General features: G+C 61.3%; 22 protein-coding genes and 2 pseudogenes. 8 read left to right on the top strand and 16 right to left on the bottom strand.

Annotated features, from left to right (window positions below):
* Nucleotides 1-69: 69 nt before the first annotated feature.
* A complete protein-coding gene (locus NKI52_RS18425) occupies nt 70-255 on the bottom strand; it encodes a helix-turn-helix transcriptional regulator (protein WP_352699029.1) in 186 nt (61 codons plus the stop codon).
* A gap of 164 nt (nt 256-419) precedes the next feature.
* On the opposite strand from NKI52_RS18425, the gene NKI52_RS18420 reads away from it, so the two are divergent.
* The gene (locus tag NKI52_RS18420; RefSeq protein WP_352698911.1) at nt 420-1,139 is read left to right on the top strand and encodes a hypothetical protein; all 720 of its coding nucleotides are present in this window, start codon (nt 420-422) and stop codon (nt 1,137-1,139) included.
* A gap of 118 nt (nt 1,140-1,257) precedes the next feature.
* Here NKI52_RS18420 and NKI52_RS18415 read toward each other — a convergent pair whose 3' ends face one another.
* Entirely contained in the window at nt 1,258-2,367 is a 1,110-nt protein-coding gene (locus tag NKI52_RS18415) for an integrase (RefSeq protein WP_352698909.1), read from the bottom strand.
* Nucleotides 2,368-2,515: 148 nt separating this feature from the next.
* On the opposite strand from NKI52_RS18415, the gene dusA reads away from it, so the two are divergent.
* Entirely contained in the window at nt 2,516-3,511 is a 996-nt protein-coding gene (gene dusA / locus NKI52_RS18410) for a tRNA dihydrouridine(20/20a) synthase DusA (RefSeq protein WP_352698907.1), read from the top strand.
* An 8-nt stretch (nt 3,512-3,519) separates the two neighbouring features.
* Here dusA and NKI52_RS18405 read toward each other — a convergent pair whose 3' ends face one another.
* Together NKI52_RS18405 and NKI52_RS18400 are read right to left on the bottom strand one after the other, a co-directional pair.
* Nucleotides 3,520-4,224, bottom strand: coding sequence for a TIGR02281 family clan AA aspartic protease (locus NKI52_RS18405; protein WP_352698905.1), 705 nt, complete (start codon nt 4,222-4,224; stop codon nt 3,520-3,522).
* A 13-nt stretch (nt 4,225-4,237) separates the two neighbouring features.
* Nucleotides 4,238-4,471, bottom strand: coding sequence for a DUF1289 domain-containing protein (locus NKI52_RS18400; protein WP_031193575.1), 234 nt, complete (start codon nt 4,469-4,471; stop codon nt 4,238-4,240).
* Nucleotides 4,472-4,668: 197 nt separating this feature from the next.
* On the opposite strand from NKI52_RS18400, the gene NKI52_RS18395 reads away from it, so the two are divergent.
* Nucleotides 4,669-5,667 (top strand): nicotinate-nucleotide--dimethylbenzimidazole phosphoribosyltransferase, encoded by a 999-nt coding sequence (locus NKI52_RS18395; RefSeq protein WP_023675001.1) that lies wholly within the window; start codon nt 4,669-4,671, stop codon nt 5,665-5,667.
* 4 nt (nt 5,668-5,671) lie between these two features.
* On the opposite strand, the gene NKI52_RS18390 is transcribed toward NKI52_RS18395, so the two are convergent.
* The gene (locus NKI52_RS18390) at nt 5,672-7,186 is read right to left on the bottom strand and encodes a sensor histidine kinase (RefSeq protein ID WP_352698903.1); all 1,515 of its coding nucleotides are present in this window, start codon (nt 7,184-7,186) and stop codon (nt 5,672-5,674) included.
* Between the two features lie 75 nt (nt 7,187-7,261).
* Here NKI52_RS18390 and NKI52_RS18385 point away from each other — a divergent pair, with 75 nt between their 5' ends.
* From NKI52_RS18385 to NKI52_RS18370, 4 genes are all read left to right on the top strand, one after another.
* Complete coding sequence (locus NKI52_RS18385; RefSeq protein WP_352698901.1) at nt 7,262-7,885, top strand: thermonuclease family protein; 624 nt, start codon at nt 7,262-7,264, stop codon at nt 7,883-7,885.
* Nucleotides 7,886-7,926: 41 nt separating this feature from the next.
* Complete coding sequence (locus NKI52_RS18380) at nt 7,927-8,538, top strand: glutathione S-transferase (protein WP_352698899.1); 612 nt, start codon at nt 7,927-7,929, stop codon at nt 8,536-8,538.
* Nucleotides 8,539-8,551: 13 nt separating this feature from the next.
* On the top strand, nt 8,552-9,169 hold the full coding sequence (locus NKI52_RS18375) for a uracil-DNA glycosylase family protein (RefSeq protein WP_502894617.1): 618 nt from the start codon (nt 8,552-8,554) through the stop codon (nt 9,167-9,169).
* A 201-nt stretch (nt 9,170-9,370) separates the two neighbouring features.
* Nucleotides 9,371-9,862: an Lrp/AsnC family transcriptional regulator gene (locus NKI52_RS18370; protein WP_023675006.1), complete on the top strand. Its 492-nt coding sequence runs from the start codon at nt 9,371-9,373 to the stop codon at nt 9,860-9,862.
* A gap of 11 nt (nt 9,863-9,873) precedes the next feature.
* Here the strand turns inward: NKI52_RS18370 and NKI52_RS18365 are convergent, their stop codons facing one another.
* The 11 genes and pseudogenes from NKI52_RS18365 to NKI52_RS18315 all read right to left on the bottom strand — a co-directional run bounded on the left by NKI52_RS18365 (nt 9,874) and on the right by NKI52_RS18315 (nt 17,950).
* A complete protein-coding gene (locus tag NKI52_RS18365) occupies nt 9,874-10,446 on the bottom strand; it encodes a DUF3299 domain-containing protein (RefSeq protein WP_352568651.1) in 573 nt (190 codons plus the stop codon).
* 68 nt (nt 10,447-10,514) lie between these two features.
* Nucleotides 10,515-11,096 (bottom strand): GNAT family N-acetyltransferase, encoded by a 582-nt coding sequence (locus NKI52_RS18360; protein WP_352568650.1) that lies wholly within the window; start codon nt 11,094-11,096, stop codon nt 10,515-10,517.
* Nucleotides 11,056-11,760 (bottom strand): DNA alkylation repair protein, encoded by a 705-nt coding sequence (locus NKI52_RS18355; RefSeq protein ID WP_254817259.1) that lies wholly within the window; start codon nt 11,758-11,760, stop codon nt 11,056-11,058. The genes NKI52_RS18360 and NKI52_RS18355 overlap by 41 nt, the downstream gene beginning before the upstream one ends.
* A 9-nt stretch (nt 11,761-11,769) precedes the next feature.
* Nucleotides 11,770-12,645 (bottom strand): annotated as a pseudogene (locus tag NKI52_RS18350) (NAD(P)-dependent oxidoreductase); the annotation flags it as partial.
* A gap of 58 nt (nt 12,646-12,703) precedes the next feature.
* The gene (locus NKI52_RS18345; RefSeq protein ID WP_023675012.1) at nt 12,704-13,531 is read right to left on the bottom strand and encodes an ABC transporter permease; all 828 of its coding nucleotides are present in this window, start codon (nt 13,529-13,531) and stop codon (nt 12,704-12,706) included.
* Nucleotides 13,528-14,241, bottom strand: coding sequence for an ABC transporter permease (locus NKI52_RS18340; RefSeq protein ID WP_352568649.1), 714 nt, complete (start codon nt 14,239-14,241; stop codon nt 13,528-13,530). The genes NKI52_RS18345 and NKI52_RS18340 overlap by 4 nt, the downstream gene beginning before the upstream one ends.
* 118 nt (nt 14,242-14,359) lie before the next feature.
* Nucleotides 14,360-15,142, bottom strand: a complete 783-nt coding sequence (locus tag NKI52_RS18335) for an ABC transporter substrate-binding protein (RefSeq protein ID WP_023717637.1) — start codon at nt 15,140-15,142, stop codon at nt 14,360-14,362.
* Nucleotides 15,143-15,355: 213 nt separating this feature from the next.
* Nucleotides 15,356-15,865 carry a molybdopterin-guanine dinucleotide biosynthesis protein B gene (gene mobB, locus NKI52_RS18330; protein WP_023675015.1) on the bottom strand — a complete coding sequence of 170 codons (510 nt, stop codon included), beginning with the start codon at nt 15,863-15,865 and terminating at the stop codon, nt 15,356-15,358.
* Nucleotides 15,862-16,491, bottom strand: a complete 630-nt coding sequence (mobA, locus tag NKI52_RS18325; RefSeq protein WP_023675016.1) for a molybdenum cofactor guanylyltransferase MobA — start codon at nt 16,489-16,491, stop codon at nt 15,862-15,864. The genes mobB and mobA overlap by 4 nt, the downstream gene beginning before the upstream one ends.
* Nucleotides 16,492-16,549: 58 nt before the next feature.
* Nucleotides 16,550-17,470: a DMT family transporter gene (locus NKI52_RS18320; protein ID WP_352698895.1), complete on the bottom strand. Its 921-nt coding sequence runs from the start codon at nt 17,468-17,470 to the stop codon at nt 16,550-16,552.
* 122 nt (nt 17,471-17,592) lie between these two features.
* Nucleotides 17,593-17,950, bottom strand: a pseudogene (locus NKI52_RS18315) (hypothetical protein).
* Between the two features lie 198 nt (nt 17,951-18,148).
* On the opposite strand from NKI52_RS18315, the gene NKI52_RS18310 reads away from it, so the two are divergent.
* Complete coding sequence (locus NKI52_RS18310) at nt 18,149-18,877, top strand: DUF1579 family protein (protein WP_198023531.1); 729 nt, start codon at nt 18,149-18,151, stop codon at nt 18,875-18,877.
* Nucleotides 18,878-18,904: the final 27 nt, after the last annotated feature.

Below are 18,904 nucleotides of genomic sequence, written 5' to 3'. Positions count from 1 at the left end.
TCGGCGCGGCAGTTTTGGCTCGTAACTATCGCCGGCAACGATTAGCCAAGCCTATTAGCAGACAGTTTGTCAGATGCGGGGTCTTAAACGAATACCATTCTCGGACAAGAACTCGATTCCGGCCCTCTCAAGCGTTTGCCTTATACTTATAAGGTTGTTGGCGATTGGAATGCGCGCCCCACGCTCAAAATCCGCAATCGTCTGCCGAGCCACATTTGCGGCTCTAGCTAGTTCGTCTTGGCTCCACCCAAGCATCGCCCGAGCGCCGCGACACTGCTCTATCGTTAGCGCATTTTCCACGGGTTTCAATCCGATTGACGTCAATCAATTTGTATGATGAGATTCCCTAAAACGGCCGAGCTGAGCGCTGACACGCTTAGCCCGACCTAACCACAACCAAGCTGTTAGGAGCTCGGATCATGGCTGATTCCGACAATACCACGACTCTGCCTCTCGTCACCCGTAGGCAAGTGCTTGCAGGAGGAATGATCACGTCCACCGCTTTAGTGCTTGAGAAAAGTACCTTTACCAGCAACGCTGCCGCGACGAACTTGTCCCCCTCCGACCCAGCGCTGGCGCTTTGGCGGGAATGGCAGACCGCCCACAGGCTGAGCGAGCGGCTTTGCCGCAGGCAACAGCGCCTGGAGACGAGACTTGTCGAGAGCGTCGGCTTTCCATGTGTGACCGTCCGCCTTCCCGAGCGGGAGAACGTAACTGCCTACTCAATCGAGGCGCTCAATGAAGTATTCGGCAAAAGTTCGAGTATGGCGGCTCTCCGCGAGAAGGCTGAAGCTGATTTCGCGGCTCATCAGGCACGCTGGGATTCAGCTGCCGAGGAGAGCGGGTACACCGCAGCGCTCACGGCGGAGCGCAAGGCCAGCGACCGGGCACAGGACCTGCTCGAAGCGTTCTCGATGACCCCCGCCACGACGCTCGACGGTGTGGCGGCCAAGCTCAATGCCATATTGCGGGAGGGCGAAGCGTGGGCAGAAGGCTCCGAATTTCCTTGGCCGCAAATCCACTCGGCCCTCAGCGATCTGGTGCGCGTCGGGAAGCAGATGATGCCGGAACAGGTTTTTCAGGGCGAGCGGCGTCCCAAGCTCCACAAGCGGCGAGCTGGCTGCTGTTTCCGCGCCTGAAACACGAAGATGGAGGCGAGACATGAAAATCCGTCCACCCAACTTCCGCGCTGTGTGACTCGGCAGAAGGCACAGAAAAAGTTGGACCTGCGCAACACAGTTCAGCGCGGCGGGTGGCTTACCCTCGCGCGTCGCGGCCTACACGTGGCTTCCAGGTTGCGGTCGCCAGATTTAGCCACTTCCATTTTGCGAACTTGTCGCCCGTCTGCCGAAGATGCGTGTATCGCTTCAAGCTGGACCAGGATTTATGCCCTGAGACGGACGCAACTTGAGGGATATTCAGTCCAATTTCGAACAGCCGTGAGACGCCGTCATGGCGCAGATCATGAAAATGCAGATCCACGATACCTAGCAATTGGCAGGCCCTCGTAAACGAGGCCCCGATTGCATCGGTCCCGAAGGGAAATATCTCATCGGCGATTCGCGGCATTGATTTGATAACCTGCAGTGCCTCACGTGGAAGATCGACCCATATGTTGTTGCCAATCTTCTCGCCGGGATTCTTCATGTCGCGAACCATCACACGGCGGCCTTTAATATCAAGATCATCCCATCGAAGTCGGGTAATCTCCTCAAGCCGACGCGTTGAGAAGATCGCAAAGGCTATGATCTTCTGCATCGGATTGGATCTGGGTCGCCGATGCTGGCGTTCACCAAAATGGGCCATGAGCTTGTCCAGCTCTTGGAGTGTTGGCCGGCGGCTTCGCTCTTTGCTCTTACTCGAAACTCCGAGTCTCCGAGTTACGAGGAAGGCGTCCTTCATAGCCGTTGGGTCGAGCGCGTAACCCCACGCAGGCCTTGCGATCGCGAACACCGACCCCAAGTGGGACATGTAATTGCCAACGGTCTGAGGGGTGACACTTGCGACGAGTTGGTTCGCAAACGACACGATGTCGGCGCTCGTGATTTCGGAGCATGGCTTGTTGGCAATGTCATAGGTTTTGATCGCGCGAAGCACCTGCGCCTTCGTCCGGCCGATCTGCTTGATTGACTCTTCCGTGTACTGATCAATGACGGAAGCAAGGGTGGGGTCTGTAGCCTTAATCCGCTCAAGAGCACTGGGCTTCGCAAGCTCAATCTCGCGCTTTTCCAGCCATGCCGCTGCGGCCTGCTTGCGGTCGAACGTGCGACCCTCTCGATGGAGGATCTTGCCGGCACGCTTTATTAGGAGTTGTGCCTGATACGCAGTCGACCCATCTCTACGCTTCCGTGGTATGATTGTCCCCATGCCGATGTAGACTCCTTATCGGTACTGCACGAGCGACATCGGTACTGCATTGCAGTATCTTGGCGCCCAAAATGAGCCTAAATCGGCGAAAACGGGCCGAAAACGGTACTGCATCGATCCGACGCAAGTGCTTATGGTAGAAGGAAAAATGAGCAATTACAAGAACTTCCGCCTAGCAATCGCACCGATGATGGACTGGACGGACCGGCACTGCCGGTTCTTCCATCGCCAGCTGACGCGCGAGGCGCTGCTCTACACCGAGATGGTGGTGGCCGATGCGGTCATCCACGGCGCACGCGAGCGGCTGCTCGGCTTCGTCGACAGCGAACATCCGGTGGCGCTGCAACTCGGCGGCGCCGATCCGGGAAAGCTGGCCGAGGCGGCGCGCATCGGCGAAACCTTCGGCTATGATGAAATCAACCTCAATGTCGGCTGCCCGTCCGACCGCGTCCAGTCGGGCACCTTCGGCGCCTGCCTGATGAAGACGCCCGTGCTCGTCGCGGATTGCGTCGCGGCAATGAAGGCGGCGGTGAAAATACCGGTTACCGTCAAGTGCCGCATCGGCGTCGATGAGCAGGATCCGGAACCGGCACTCGATGCGTTGGCCGATGCTGTTTTCGCGGCCGGCGCCGACGCGCTGTGGGTGCACGCCCGCAAGGCCTGGCTGGAAGGACTGAGCCCAAAGGAAAATCGTGACATCCCACCGCTCGACTATGACCGCGTCTATCGGCTGAAAGCCAGAAAACAAAACAAATTCATCGGCATCAACGGTGGCATTCAATCTCGCGCAGAGGCGCTGACGCATCTCGACCATGTCGATGGCGCCATGCTCGGCCGCGCCGCCTATCACACGCCAGGGATACTGACCGGCATCGATGCCGCGTTTTACGGCAGCACTGCTGAGTCGTTCGATTTTGCCGCACTGATCGATGCCATGGCGGATTACGCGTCACGCCATATCGAGCAGGGCGGACGCCTCGGGCATGTCACCCGGCACATGGTCGGGCTGTTTCACGGCCTGCCCGGTGCACGCCGCTACCGGCAGATCCTCTCCACCGATGCGACACGGCCGGGTGCCGGACCGGAGGTGCTGAAGTCAGCCTTCGCAGAGGTCGATTTCGGCCGGACCGCGGAGGCGGCCTGAGGAAAAACTTAATCCCGCAAAATCATGCGATCGCCACGGACGTCGAAGCCCGATAGCGAGCCGATGAAATTCATGCCGAGAAGGCTCTGGCCGAGCGTGCCTGGTGCGGCGATCATGATGGGCATGTCCTTGCGCACGATGCCGCCGATCGACAGTTCGTCGGTTCGCACCGCCGCCGCGCGTGTCATGCCGTTGGCGGTAGAGATCGGTATGGTGAAGCGGAGAGCCGCCGAATTGAACCCGACCGCCAGAGCGTCCTCGGCGGTCAGCACGGTGCTGGTCGCGCCGGTATCGACAACCGTCAGGATCGGCGTGCCGTTGATCTTGACGCGCGCTTCGAAATGGCCGCTGCCGGCCTTGTCCAGGGTGACGGTGGCATGGCCTTCTTCCACGCCCAGCGCCAGCGGACTGCCGGGAACAAGGCCGGCGGTGACGCGGCTGGCGAAATCCTGCAACTCATAGCGGTACTGATAGCCGGCGATCAGCGCCAGCACGATGGCACCCCAGGCGCCGAGGCTGCGGGCCATGGTGCCTAACGGCCTGCCCGATCTGAGCAGGCCGGCGCCGACGAGCGCCGCTAAAGCGCCAAGCCAGATCAGCTGGCTGAAATCGTAATTCTCAATGCCGAACGTACTGCCGGCGGAATCGTTGAGCATGAGCAGGAGCACACCCACCCCGATCGCGACGATCAGAATCCACAACAGTCGGTTCATCTCTGCGGCCGGTTCACGAGAGGGCGTCGCGTTCGCGTGCCATGCGGCTGCGACGGGTTTCCCGGCGGGGGCGTCGCTCGACCGTTTCCAGCCTTGCCGGCAGCTCGGCCATGACGCTGCGGCGGGTTTGCGGGGTCATGTCGATCCAGGCGGCGATTTCCTCGCGCGTGCGCCCGCAACCGAAACAGAAGCCGGTTTTCATATCGATCGAGCAGACCAGGATGCACGGGGATTCAATGGCCGTCATAAGGATTTCCTTGGCTAGCCTCCACATGGTGCAACGACAAAGTCAATGCAAGCCCTCCGGGAAGCGCCGCCAACGAATGCTTTCGCGTCAATACCGCCAAGTTGTACCGGGCCTGGAGGTTGTGCCGGCTTGAGGTTGTGCCGGCTGGCCAAGGCGGCTATGCCGCTCACCAATTCACACGGACGATCGCCATCGACATGACCAGCGCGCTGCCTTTCGACGATTTTCGCGACCTCCTGGTGAGCCTGCCGCCGGGAGATATGGCGGCCAAGGCCCGCGTGCGTCAGTTGTTTGCCAAGGCAGACAAGCCCAAAGGCTCGCTTGGCCGCATCGAGGACATCGCCGCCTGGCTTGCCGGGTGGAGCGGCCGCGCGCCGCCGGCGGTGACGCGGCCATTGGTGGCGATCTTTGCCGGCAATCATGGCGTCACCCGCCACGGCATTTCGCCGCGCCCCGCCGCCGCCACGGCAAATGCAGTCGAGCTCTGCGCCGCCGGCGGTGCAGCAATCAACCAGATCTGCATCGCCAACGATCTCGGCTTGAAGGTGTTCGATCTGGCCCTGCACATTCCGACAGCCGACATTACGGAGGATGCGGCACTGGACGAGCGCGGTTGTGCCGCTACCATGGCCTTCGGCATGGAAGCGATTGCCGGCGGTACCGACCTGCTTTGCCTTGGCGACCTCGGCGTCGGCAATTCGACTGTCGCCGCGGCCCTTTGCACGGCACTGTTCGGCGGCACCAGCGCCGACTGGGTCGGCCCTGGATCAGGGGCGGACGCGGCGATGCAGAGGCGCAAGGCGGAGGTGGTCGATGCCGCGGTCGCGTTTCACGGCGCGAGCCTCAAGGACCCGCTGGAAGCGCTGCGCCGGGTCGGCGGGCGGGAATTCGCCGCGATCTGCGGCGCCATTCTGGCGGCGCGGATGCAGAAGATCCCGGTGCTGCTCGATGGGTTTGCGGTGACTGCGGCCGCTGGTGTCCTACATACCGCCAACCCCGCCGCGCTCGATCATTGTCTCCTCGCAAGCCTGTCGCCAGAGTCTGGTCATGCCAAGGCCGCCGAGCGCCTCGGCCTTCGCCCGCTGCTCGATCTGGGCGTCAGTCAAGGCGAGGGGGTAGGGGCGGCGCTTGCCGCCGGCTTGGTCAAGGCGGCCGCGCTGACCAGCTCCGGCATGGCAGCCGCGGTCCGCGGTTAAGCATTCAGCGCCGGCGCGAGGCAACCGCCTTGGTCGGCAGCGCCGGCAGTTCCTCCATCACCCGGCTCAGCGGGAAGATGGCGATCGCCTCGGTGCCTTCGCGCAGCCTGGAATGGAGCTGGAATTCGCCGCCATGCATGGCCAGCAGGCCTTGCACGATCGGCAGGCCAAGCCCGGTGCCCTGTTCGGCGCTCTTGATGGCGATCGAGCCCTGGCCGAAGGCCGAAAGCACGATCGGAATCTCGTCTTCCGGTATGCCCGGCCCATTGTCCTTGACGGAGAGATATTGCCCGCCGCCCGCCGTCCAGCCGACGCGCACGCGGATTTCGCCGCCGGTGGCGGTGAACTTGATGGCATTGGACAACAGGTTGAGCGCAATCTGCCGCACCGCGCGTTCGTCGGCGAACAAGCGCGGCAAGGCGTTTTCGAAATCCTGGACGATGCGGATGTCCTTGTTGCGCGCCTTCAGCTCCATCATGTGGCAGCAATCCTCGACGACGGAGAGCAGCATCATCGGCTCCTCGTTGAGCTGGTAGCGGCCCGCTTCGATGCGCGACAAATCGAGAATTTCGTTGATCAGGTCGAGCAGATGCTGTCCGGAGTCGTGCACGTCACGGGCATAGTCGCGATAGGTCGGGTTGCTCATCGGGCCGAGCACCTCGTTGGCCATCACTTCGGAAAAGCCGAGAATGGCGTTGAGCGGCGTGCGCAGTTCGTGGCTCATCGAGGCCAGGAAACGCGATTTCGCCAGATTGGCGTCTTCCGCCCGCCGCCGTGCCTCGTCCGACATCGATTTCGCCGTCTCCAGTTCGGCGATCAGCGCATCCTTTTCGGAGCGGAACGACAGCAGCATCAGCGAGGAACGGTTGAGCTGGCGCGCTACATAGGCGAAGAAAGGCAACGAGGCGATCAGCAAGCCTGCCATGATCACTTCGACCGGCATCCATAATTTCGCACTGGCATAAGCATAGATGGCGACCGGGAGGGCGAAGGTCGCCAACAGCGCACCGCGCAGGGACGAGGCCAGGATCGCGGTTGCCGACATGGCGAGCAGCAGCACCACCGCCTTGGCGACCTGGAACTGATCCATTTGGCAAGTTTCGCAGCCGAGCCATGCGAACCAAGCCCAGCCAAGCCCGCACAGAAAATGGCCGATCAGGAAATCCCTATGCGTTTCCAGCGGGTTGAGTTCGGACGCTTGAGTGACGCGTCTGGCCATGAATGCAACGATGGTATAGCAGATGAATGTGAACAGCGCCCAGACGCCGATCTCCTTGCCGATGCCCGCGAACAGGCCTGCCGCGGCCGTTGCCAGAACGAGCAGCGGAATGACGATCACGCCGCCGGTCATCGAAAGCGCGTGGAGCTTCAACAGCTCGCGGTCGAAGTCGGGATTTCCGGCTTGCTGCGAAAGACGGTCGCGCGTCTTGCGCACCGCGCGCGCGACATCGCTGTTGCGATGGCGTTTCCTGCGGTCCACAATAAACTTGTCCGCCGTGGTCGAGCGTTGCAGGGGCATGAAGTCTTCAATTTACGCGGGCAGCAATTTCAAATCGTTAAGCTACGTTCGAATGATTAACCAACGGTTTGCCATATGAGCCGTTCGTGGTCGCGATGGCCGCGCCAGCGATACTATGCGCCACGTCCGCGAAGCCTGTGGCGCCGAGTAATGGACTATGGGCTGACACTCATCGTGCTCGGCCTGGCGATCCTCCTGGCGGCGCGCCTCGACCGGATCGAGACGCGCAAGACGGAGGGCGCGGCCACCGTCAATGACGGCGATAGCATCACCCTCGGCAGCGAGCGTGTCCGCATGCGTGGCATCGACGCGCCGGAATATTCGCAGATCTGTCGCAAGGACGGTGCCGACTATCCTTGCGGCAAGCTCGCGCGGCAGTCCCTGGTGCGGTTGATCGGCGGCAAAGCCGTCTCCTGCAGCGGCTGGCAGCGCGACCGCTACGGCAGGCTGCTCGGCGACTGCAAGGCCGGCGGCAAGGATCTCAACCGCGCGCAGGTCGAGGCCGGCTGGGCGGTCGCCTTTGGCGATTTCGAGACCGAGGAAGCTGCTGCGCGCGCGGGCAAAGCCGGCATCTGGGGCGGAACTTTCGACGAGCCGAAGAACTGGCGCGAGAGCCACGGCCACGAGCTGGTCGAAAGAAAGCACGGCACCTTGGCGTCGATCGGCGATGCCTTGCGTGAAATTATTCGCTTCTGGTGAGTTGTGCCTATAGTTCGTCGGGACGGACGAGGAGGATAGAGATGAAGCTGTTCGACGGCGGGCGCGCGCCCAATCCACGCCGGGTTCGGATTTTTCTGGCCGAAAAGGGACTTCAGGTTCCGCTGGTGCCCGTCGACATGGGCGCGCTGGAGCACAAAGAGCAGCCGGTCAGCTCGCGCAATCCGCTGAAGCGTCTGCCGGTGCTCGAGCTCGATGACGGCACCATCATCACCGAATCCGTCGCAATCTGTCGTTACTTCGAGGAACTGCACCCCAAGCCGGCTTTGTTCGGGGATGGGCCGCTCGGCAAGGCAATCGTCGAGATGTGGCAAAGACGTGTGGAGTTCAATCTGTTCGGCTGCGTCGCCGCGGCGTTCCGGCATATCCACCCCGCAATGAGGGAATGGGAGATCCCGCAAATCCCCGAATGGGGCGAGGCCAACAAGCCGAAGGCGATCGAATTCCTGAGGTTTCTGGACGCTGAGCTCACCGGCAGGGAATTCGTCGCCGGCGATGCCTATTCGATCGCCGACATCACCGGGCTGGTCGCCATCGACTTCATGAAGCCGGCTCGCATCAAGGTACCTGAAGAGTGCACCAACGTGCTGCGCTGGTATCGAGAAATCTCCAGCCGGCCGAGTGCCGCCGCCTGACAATGAATTCCGAATGAGCGAAGAGTTGGAAGCCTTGACGGCGCGAGTACGCGCTTGCCGCATCTGCGTCGATAACCCGGCCGGCAGGCCGTTGCCGCACCAGCCGCGTCCGGTGCTCAGGCCATCGTCGAGTGCGCGTATCCTGATCGCCAGCCAGGCGCCGGGTACCAAGGTTCACATTACAGGGATGCCGTTCACCGACGCCTCCGGCGACCGGCTGCGAAGCTGGCTGGGCGTCGGCAGCGAGGAATTTTACGACACGGACAAATTCGCCATCGTGCCGATGGGCTTTTGCTTTCCCGGCCAGGACGCCAAGGGCGCCGACCTGCCGCCGCGCCGCGAATGTGCGCCGGCCTGGCGCACATCGCTGATGGCGCTGATGCCGCAAGTCGATATGGTGCTGACGATCGGCATCTACGCGCAAAGCTGGCATATGGGCGCGGCGCGCCGTCCCTCGCTGACGGAAACGGTCATGGATTGGCGTGCCATCTGGGCGGCGGCAATCGACCCGAAAGTCCTGCCGCTGCCGCACCCGTCCTGGCGCAACACCGGTTGGCTGAAGCGCAATCCATGGTTTGAAATGGATTTGCTGCCCTTCCTGAGATCGGAAATCCGCTATCGCCTCGGCTAGGCATTCAGCAAGAAATCACTCGCTTTCGCACTATGCGGCAGAATTTCTTTCTTGTAATAGGCTCGAGCAAGAGGGATTATGGTAATCCATTCCTCGAAGCGCGTCGCGCATGAGGGGACGCGCGTTAAATTCTTGTTTTTATGCATGTCGTTGTGCCAAGGCCGCTGCGCACTTGGACGACTTGCATCAGGGGAGCACCCAATGGACCGCCTTGATAGAAAAATTCTCCGCCTCCTGCAGGAGGATGCGACGCTTGCAGTCGCCGACGTCGCCAAGAAGGTCGGCCTGTCGACGACGCCGTGCTGGCGGCGCATCCAGAAGCTCGAGGAAGAGGGCGTCATCAAGCGGCGCGTCGCCATCCTCGATCATGAAAAGGTCAATGTGCGGGTCACGGTGTTCGTCTCGATCCGCACCAATTCGCACAGCCATGAATGGCTGCGGCGCTTTTCGGAGGTCATCCAGGAATTCCCGGAAGTGGTCGAATTCTATCGCATGAGCGGCGACGTCGACTATCTCTTGCGCGTCGTGGTGCCCGATATCGCCGCCTACGACGCCTTCTACAAGCGGCTGATCGCCAAGATCGAGATCCGCGACGTGTCGTCTTCCTTCGCCATGGAGCAGATCAAATACACGACCGAGATGCCGCTGGATTACATGATGCTCGACAAGGAATCCGGCGCCAACGCCGCCTGAGATTCGTCTGTTTAGTTCTTCTTTTTGTTCAGGAAAGTCCATGGCGAGTTGACCGGCAGCGTGATCGTGTCCGGCACCGTATCGACGTTGACCACCTCGGCCTTGTGCACGGTGTAACCCGACTGGATGACGCTGACGCCGTCAAGAATGAAAAGCTGGCTCTTCTCCATACCCGGTTGCAAGGCGCCGGTCACCGAAACCGGCTGGTAGGCCTCGGACATCCTGTAAGGGTGTGCAGGCGTGACGAGGACGATCTGGTTGGGCGGCGGCGTCGGCATGTGGCTGCAGGCTCCCGTCCACGGCACCAGCAGGAACTGGTAGACGAGATCGCCGTCGCGATCGACTGGCAGCGCATAGCCCGCGAGCTGCACGATCTTGTCCTGCAGATTGAGAGACAGCGTCTCGCCATGATCGGGCATTTTGGCCGCGATCATCGGCAGTCCGACGCTTTCGGCGGCTGCCTGGGTCGCCGGGCGCAGATCCTTCCAGAAAATATGCATCGTCCCGGCGCAAGCACTGTCTGCCACAATGGACACGAACACCGCGGCCGCCAGGATCGCTCCTGATTTGAGACGGTTGCTCATTGCTGCTCCATTGTTGAGCCTTGATCTGCGGCCTATGCCAGCAAGTAAAGCTGCCGCTGCCCCACAGGTCAACGCTCAAGCCGCATCACATGCCGGCGCGAGCCGGTCATGCCGATCTCGCGAAAGCCGCGGGCGACGAACATGTCGCGAAAACCCATGAAGCTGTAGCTCGGCGAAGCCTGGTCGACGGGATAGGCTTCGATCGTCCTGGCGCCTTTGGCAAAGGCGTGATCGATGGCCGCGTCGAGCAATGCGCTTGCCAGCCCGCCGCCGCGCAGCGCTTTCGGTACATAGAAGCAGACGATCGACCAGATGCCCATCTCGCTATCGTCCTGCTGCCGTGACAGCTTGCGGTAGGTCTCGCGCGGCGCAATCGAGCACCAGCCGACGGTCCGGCCATCGATCTGGGCGACAATGCCGACCGGCGTGCCGGCGTCGATCAGCGTCATCATCGCGCGTTTCTTCTCGTCGTTCTCGACATGCTCGCGGCGGTCGAGATTGCGCCAAGCCATACACCAGCAGTATTTCGGCCCGCCGGGTTGCTCGAACAGGTTTTCGAAATCGGCGCGCGTCGATTGCGTCACCTCCGTGAAGCGCACTTCGCTCAGGTCAAGCTTTTCTGGCGGCGAGCCGCTCGAGCGTCTTGGCATCGGAAAGTTCCTTCACGGCGTCCTTGCCGATCCAGCGTGCGGTCCTGTCTGTCGAGGCCGCCAGTTTTAGCGCCACGGCAAGGGCAGGGCCGTGCAAATTCATCGATCGCTTGCCGATCGAACGAAGCGCCCAGTTCACGGCCTTCTTCACAAAATTGCGGCCGTCGGTCGCATGCGCTTCGATGATCGGCAGGAATTCGAGGAAGGTCGTCTCGGGTTCCTTCTTCCGGTGGACCACCGACCAGGCCATCATCGCAAAAGCCGTGCGTCGAACGAATTCCCGTTCGTCGACCGCGAATTCGGCGATCAATTCCTTCCAGCAATCCGTATCGACAAAGAGATCGGAGACCCCGTCGACGATATCCCACGAGTCGAAAGTCGCCGCCCATCGTCTTGCATCCGCGGCGGAGAACCGCTCCGGATCGGCTGTCACGGAAGCGATGAACTGCGCCTCCATGATGCCTGTCTGCCAAAGCTCGAAGGCACGCTCATGGTTGCGCTTGATTTTCTTGGCAATCTGCCGCTGCACGCCATGCGAGATACCGAGCGCACGTTCGATCTTGATACCGTAGCGCAGCATGCCAAGTCGATTTTCCTCTGAGGCGATCGAGCGCAGATGAGCGACGATTTCATCGGCGCTGGATTGAGGCGAAAGCTCGGCCACAGTGAAATCCTATTTCTCCAGCCGCGCCAGCAGCGAGGACGTGTCCCAGCGCTTGCCGCCCATCGCCTGCACGTCCTTGTAGAACTGGTCGACAAGCGCCGTCACCGGCAGTTTGGCGCCGTTGCGGTCGGCCTCGGCGAGGCAGATGCCAAGATCCTTGCGCATCCAGTCGACGGCGAAGCCGAAATCATATTTGCCGGCATTCATCGTCTTGTGGCGGTTCTCCATCTGCCAGGAACCGGCGGCGCCCTTGGAGATAACCTCGATTACCTTTTCGATGTCGAGCCCAGCCTTCTTGCCGAAATGGATGCCCTCCGCCAGGCCCTGAACGAGGCCGGCGATGCAGATCTGGTTGATCATCTTGGTGAGTTGGCCAGCCCCGGCCGATCCCATCAATCCGACCATGCGGGCATAAGCATCTATGACTGGCCTGGCCCTGTCGAAGGCGTCGGGCTCGCCGCCGACCATCACGGTCAGCATGCCGTTCTCGGCGCCTGCCTGACCGCCGGAGACCGGGGCGTCGAGGAACGCAAACCCGAGCGCTTGCGACTGCTGCGCCAGTTCGCGCGCGACCTCCGCCGATGCCGTGGTGTTGTCGATGAAGATGGCGCCTTTCTTCATGGAATTGAAGGCGCCTCCGGCACCGGTCGTCACCGAGCGCAGATCGTCGTCATTGCCGACGCAGGAAAAGACGAAGTCCTTGCCCGCGGCCGCCTCTGCTGGTGTCGCGGCGAAGCTGCCGCCATGCTGGGCAACCCACTGCTCGGCCTTGGCCCTGGTGCGGTTGTAGACGGTGACGTCGTGACCGCCCTTGTTCTTGAGATGTCCGGCCATCGAATAGCCCATGACGCCAAGACCAAGAAATGCCACCGAAGCCATGTTTTCGAATCCCTTAGAAGCCTGCTTTGCGGTCTTCTTACCGGATCAGGCAAGGCGATGGGAGTCAGCGGTGCAGATGGATGGTGATGCGCCGTTCGATCCACTCGACGCCGTGGCGCAATGTTTCCACGATGATCAGATAGATGATCGCCGCCCAGATATACGACTGGAAGTCGAAGGTGCGCGCATAGGTGAGCCGGGTGATGCCCATCAAATCGTAGACCGTGATGATGGCGACGATTGCCGAGCCCTTGATCATCAGGATGATCTCGTTGCCATACGGGCGCAACGCGACGATCAGCGCCTGCGGCAGGATGATCTTCCACATCGTCTGCAGTTTGTGCAGGCCGAGCGAGGCGGCACCTTCCCACTGGCCCCTTGGCACGCTCTCGATCGCGCCACGCAAAATCTCGGCCTGGTACGCGGCCGTATTCAGCGAAAAGGCGAAGATCGCGCAGTTGAACGCTTCGCGGAAGAAGCCCCACAGTCCGACCATCTCGAGCTCCGGCCGGAAGGAGCCGACCCCATAGTAGACCAGGAAGGTCTGCGCCAACAGCGGCGTGCCGCGAAAGAAATAGACATAGGCATAGGCGAACCCCGAAAGGATCGGGTTCTTCGACATGCGTGCATAGGCGATCGGCACGGACAGGATCGCGCCAAGCACAATCGAGATGGCAACCAGCAACAGGGTGATGCCGAGGCCGGATATGTAGCCGGGTGCATATTTCTGGAAGAACTCCGGGTTCCACGCAGCGACCAGGTAGACGACCATGCCAATGCCGAGAGCGATCCACAGGCCGACTAGGACATGGCCGAGGATGCGTTGGCGCGACCAGCCGCGTGCGGGCGGCGGCGGCCGGTCGACTTTCAGCGTGTCGGTGGCAAGGCTCATCTCTTGACCTCGCTGCCGCCGACCGCTCGTTCGATCGCGTTGATGCCGAAGGAGGAGACGATCGCCAGCAGGAGATAGATGAGGCCGGCGAAACCGTAAAACAGGAACGCGTGCTTGGTGACGCGAGCGGCAACCCCGCTCTGCCGGAGGATCTCGTTGAGGCCGACGGCCGAGACGAGCGCGGTGTCCTTGAGCAGGATAAGCCAGAGATTGGCAAGTCCGGGCAACGCGATGCGGATCAACTGCGGCAGCACGATCAGCCGCATCGTCTGGCCGCTGGACAGGCCAACCGAATAGCCTCCCTCATATTGCCCTTTTGGAATCGCGCGGAAGGCGGATAAAAACACCTCGCTGGAATAAGAGGAGAAAATGAAGCACAGCGCGATCATGCCGGCGACGAAGCTGTTGACGTCGGCGGACGTTCCGGGGCTCACCAGCCGGACAATGTACTGCAGGATCAATGGGACGCCGAAGAAGATCAGAAACAGCGTGAGCAGCTCGGGTATTCCGCGAAAAATCGTGGTGTAGATGTTCCCGGCCAGTCTCAGCGACGGCTCTTCCGATTGTTTGGCCAGCGCCACGAAAAAGCCGAGCGTCAGCCCGAAGGGCAGAGTGGCCAGCGCAAGACATACCGTGACAAACACACCCGCGGCGATGTCGTCGAGCCAGCCTTCGGGTCCCCAACTGAGAAGCGTCAGTGCGCTCTGCATCCGCCTGCCTGTTCTCCTTGAGGCTCTTTGAGACCCGTGCCGCGTCACCCCTCGTGCGCGGCATCCTTATAAGAACGGCGGGAATCTCCCGCCGTTCAAGTCCTCGTATGTCGGTCGATCAGGACTCGCCGCCATAAACATCATATTTGAAGTATTTGTCGTTGATTTCCTTGTACTTTCCGTTTGCTCGGATGGCGTCGATCGCCGCATTGAACTGGTTGACCAGATCGGTCTCGCCCTTGCGCACGGCAATGCCGGCGCCCGGACCGTGGATTTCGATGACCGGCTTGATTGTGCCGACCAGCTTGCAGCAGGCGCCGTCCGGCGAATCCAGCCATTGCTGCAGCACGACGATGTCGTCATTGGCGGCATCGAGCCGGCCATTGGCCAGATCGAGCTGGTATTCCTGTGCGGTCGGGTACGGCTTGACGGTGCTGTCGGTATAAGTCTTGGTCGAATAGTTGAAATGCGTGGTGGACGCCTGCACGCCGATCGTCTTGCCGGCCAAATCTTCCTTGGTGACACCCTTGATGTCGGTGTCCTTGGGCGCGGCAATCGCCGGCGGCGTATTGTAATATTTGTGGGTGAAGTCGACCTTCTCGGCGCGTTCCGGCGTGATCGACATCGACGCGACGATGGCGTCGAACTTGCCTGCCTGAAGGGCGGGAATGATGCCGTCCCAGTCCTGCGCGACAAAGGTGCACTTCACCTTCATCTCGTCGCAGAGCGCCTTGGCAATGTCGATATCGAAGCCTACGAGCTGGCCGTCGGCTGTCAGATTGTTGAATGGGGGATAGGCTCCCTCGGTGCCGATCCTCAAGGTCTTTTCCTGGGCCTGGGCAACGCCAAGCGTCAGCAGCGCAGCCGAAGCGGCAAGCGCGATACGCAGTGCAATACGCATAATGGTCCTCTCTGTTGGTCCCGGCCGTCGTTCCCGAACGGCTCTGTGGGCGGTGCTTTTGACCGCCCGCTGATGCGATATTCCCATTCTTTCCCAAGAAAAAGCAACTGCAAAACCGTCGCTTGAGGGAAGGTCATGTTCAGAAAGCGATGACGCTGGGTCAGACGCCTAAATTGGAAAGCAAGTGGGCGGAAACTGTCTTCTGCCGCATTTTCAGCGCGACAGGCTTGTGGCGCGCTCGATGAAGTCAGCTATCGAATTCGTGTCGTCGAGATCGAAGGCCGGCAGGTCTTCGCCGACAATGGGGAAGTCGGAGGCGATGGCGACAATGTGTGGATCGCCTGCCGAGAGCGGTGTCCGGTCCTTGGCCTCGAGCCGTCTCGTCTCGATTTTCTTGTGCGCTTCGCGCTTGTAACCCTCGACCAACACGATGTCGCACGGTGCCAGCCGTGACAGGATCGCGTCTAGCGTCGGCTCGTCCTCGCCGCGCAATTCGTGCATCAGCGCCCAGCGCCTGCCCGACACGACCGCGACCTCCATCGCTCCCGCCTGCCGGTGGCGAAAGCTGTCCGCTCCGGGTTTGTCGATGTCGAAATCATGATGGGCGTGTTTTACCGTCGACACTTTCCAGCCGCGCCGGACGAGTTCGGCTACCAGCTTTTCGGTCAATGTCGTCTTGCCGGAGTTCTTCCAGCCGGTGATGCCGAAAATACGTCTTTTCATGGCTCGATGCTCTGCAACAGATGCACGGCCTGGGCAAGGTCGTCGGGAGTGTTGATGTTGAAGAACGGATCGATCTCGGCCCCGCCGGATTTCAGGATGGGAAATTCCACCTCGACAAAACCGTGCCGGTCGATGAACGCCGCAACGCGCCGGTTGTCTTCCTCGACGAGAAATTGTCGCAAGACCTGATCTAACCCTAGCGGCCAGAGTGCAAAGGTCGGATGCCGTTTGCCGCCGGAACAGGCGACCGCAATCGAGCCGGGGCGTTCGTCGGCTGCCGCGAGCAGCCGCTCGACCATATCCCTGGGCAGGAAAGGCGTATCGCCGGCAGCCGTGACCAGCGCCTGGCAGGTCGTGTCGGAAGCCCATTCGAGGCCGGTCAGGATCCCGGCAAGCGGCCCGGCATAACCTTTGACAGTGTCGGCAAGCACCGGAAGCCCCGTCGCGGCAAACCGTGTCGGATCGCCATTGGCGTTTAGCGCGAGCGGTCCGACCTGCGGGCCAAGGCGCGAAACGACACGGTCGAGCAGGGTACCGTCGCCAAGCGCAAGCAGCGTCTTGTCGCCGCCACCCATCCGGCTCGATCGGCCGCCGGCCAGAATGATCCCTGCGATATGTCGGCCCATCGTTTGCTGCCTAGACCCAAAATCCAGTTTTCAAATCAGACAGTCGTCGACAGTCACTCTATATGCCGTCCAGCGCCATGTCCGGTCCAGTGCTTTCGGCGGCTGTTTTTCGCCGTCCGACGATCCGTTCGCGGTAGAGTGCATAGAGGCCTGACGCGATGATGATCGTGGCACCGAGGATCGTCGGCAGATCGGGGACATCGCCGAAGATCGTGAAGCCAAGCAAGATCGACCAGAGCAGGGCGGTGTAGCGAAACGGCGCGATGAAGGAGATATCGCCCACCCGCATCGCCGTGATGATGAAGTGATAGCCGATGAGCACGAGCACCGCCGCCAGCGCCAGGAACGCCGTGCTTTGTCCTGTCATCGGTGTCCAGCCGCCCATCGGCGAAAGCAGTGCCGCGCCCAGAACTGTCATGGCAAGTGCGGTGGCGGTCGACACCAGCAATGTTGGAATTGCCTGCGGGATCCGCTTGGTAGCGAGATCGCGCACCGCGCAGCATGCGACGCTGGCCAGCGCCAGCAGAGAAAAGACGCTGAACCCTTCGAAGCCGGGCCGCACGATGATCAGCACGCCGGCAAAACCGGCGGCAATGGCCAGCCAGCGCCGCCAGCCGACGCCCTCGTTGAACACAAGCGCGGCGCCCATCGTCACCGCCAGCGGCAGCGCCTGCAGTACGGCGGAGACATTGGCGATCGGAAGATGTGCCAGAGCAACCAGGAACGACACGGTGGCGCCGGCCTCGCCGGCGACGCGCAGCGCAACGGTCGGCTGCAGCATCGAACCTGGCCGGGCAAGCGCGCCCCGTTGCCACGCAAGCAGGCCAACGAACAGCGAAGCGAAGGCGCCGCGGATCAGCATGACCTGCGCCATGTTCATCGATTCCGATGAGAATTTGGTGATCGCATCGTTGAGAGTGAAACCAGCCATGGCCACCATCATGAACAACGCGCCGCGGAGGTTTGGCGAAAGAGGCAAGGCGATTACCGGGTGAGTCCTGCAGCGAGCGTCTAGCAGGCACCCACAAGACAGCAACGTCAAAGGGCTGGGCCACAGCCTTTCTGTGGCCCGTGACATCTGCCGCGCAAGAGCGGCAGGGCTTATTTGGGCGTCAGTACCTCGGTGCCGTTGCCTTCCTTGCCGGCAATCGTCCACAGGCCATGCAGCGAGCCGTCTTCCTGCACCTTGTAGACGACTAGACCGACCGCCTTGCCCATGACATAGCCGGCGGAGAAGGCATCGTCGTTGCGCATGCAGATACCGTCCGAGGACGAGCCGCCTGTCTCCCAATGGATCGTGCAGGTCGTCTCGCTGGTCAGCGTGATCGTCGCGTCGCCACCATAGGGACGACCCATCGAAATTGGTGCCGGCCACGGCATAGGTGCCGCCGATCGACTGAGCCGCCGCGGGCAGGGCCGCGAGGCTGAGCAATGCAAGAGAAAGAATGAGTTTGCGCATATCGTATTCCCCCACTGGGCGAAGAACCGCTCCAGAGCAGAGGCTAGGCCCGAATGGGCTTGCGGTAAATCCGGTGACCGTTTGCGGACAAGACCTTTTCTGGGTGTGACCCCAAAAAAGGTGCCGTTCTAAAGGATGGGTTCGGAGGGCAAATTTGTCACACTGCGGCTCGAGGAGAATTTTTCGACGAGATCAAATTTGCTCGGCAAGATTCACCAAATTGGTCATTGTAAGCTTCTGATCGTGTTGGGGAGATGGTCCATGATGAATGCACGAGGCAATGCGGACTGGCTTGGCACAGGCAGCAGGCGGCATGTTTCGTCGGCTTTCCGGTTCTCCTCTGCCCTGGCGGTTATCCTCATGGCGATAGCGCCTGCGTTCGCCGAGAACGGCGCTTCGGCGTCGGCAGTCGAACGGATGTCCACGCCGGGTCACGAAGCGGATGAGCTCGCTCGCCGCGTCGGGAAATGGTCCGTCGTCAACACGATCTGGCCAACGCCCGGCGCCCAGCCGATCGTGATGACGGGGCTGGTGGCCGAGCGCACGATGATCGGTCCCTTCATGCAGGAGGTGATGCGCCCGGCGCCCGGGTCGAAAATGCCGGACTTCCAGCGGATAGCCTATTTGAGCTATGACCGGGTGGAGGGCCGCTGGAAGTATGTCTCCATGGACACCCGTTTCCCGGCAGGGATCATGCCCGCCTGGAGTTTTGGTGGCGAGGAGGACGGCAAGATTTCACTGCTGTTCCAGCCGCTTGGTTTCGTCGGCTTCGGCCCGGAGGTCGAAGGGCGGTTCACGGCCTCCGATTTCGTCATTTCCAGGGACGGCGACAATCACGAAGTGGCCGAGCAACATTTCCTCCAGGCCAATGGCAGCGGCAAAAAATGGCTTGCCGTACGATATGACTACACGCGCCAACAACCGTGACTCGCTAGCAAAAACAATAGGCTGCCA

Origin of the sequence: Mesorhizobium sp. M0590 (assembly GCF_040320905.1) — a bacterium.
Lineage (GTDB): Bacteria > Pseudomonadota > Alphaproteobacteria > Rhizobiales > Rhizobiaceae > Mesorhizobium.
Note: the sequence above shows the minus strand (reverse complement) of the source record. Positions and strands in the feature narration are given on the sequence as shown.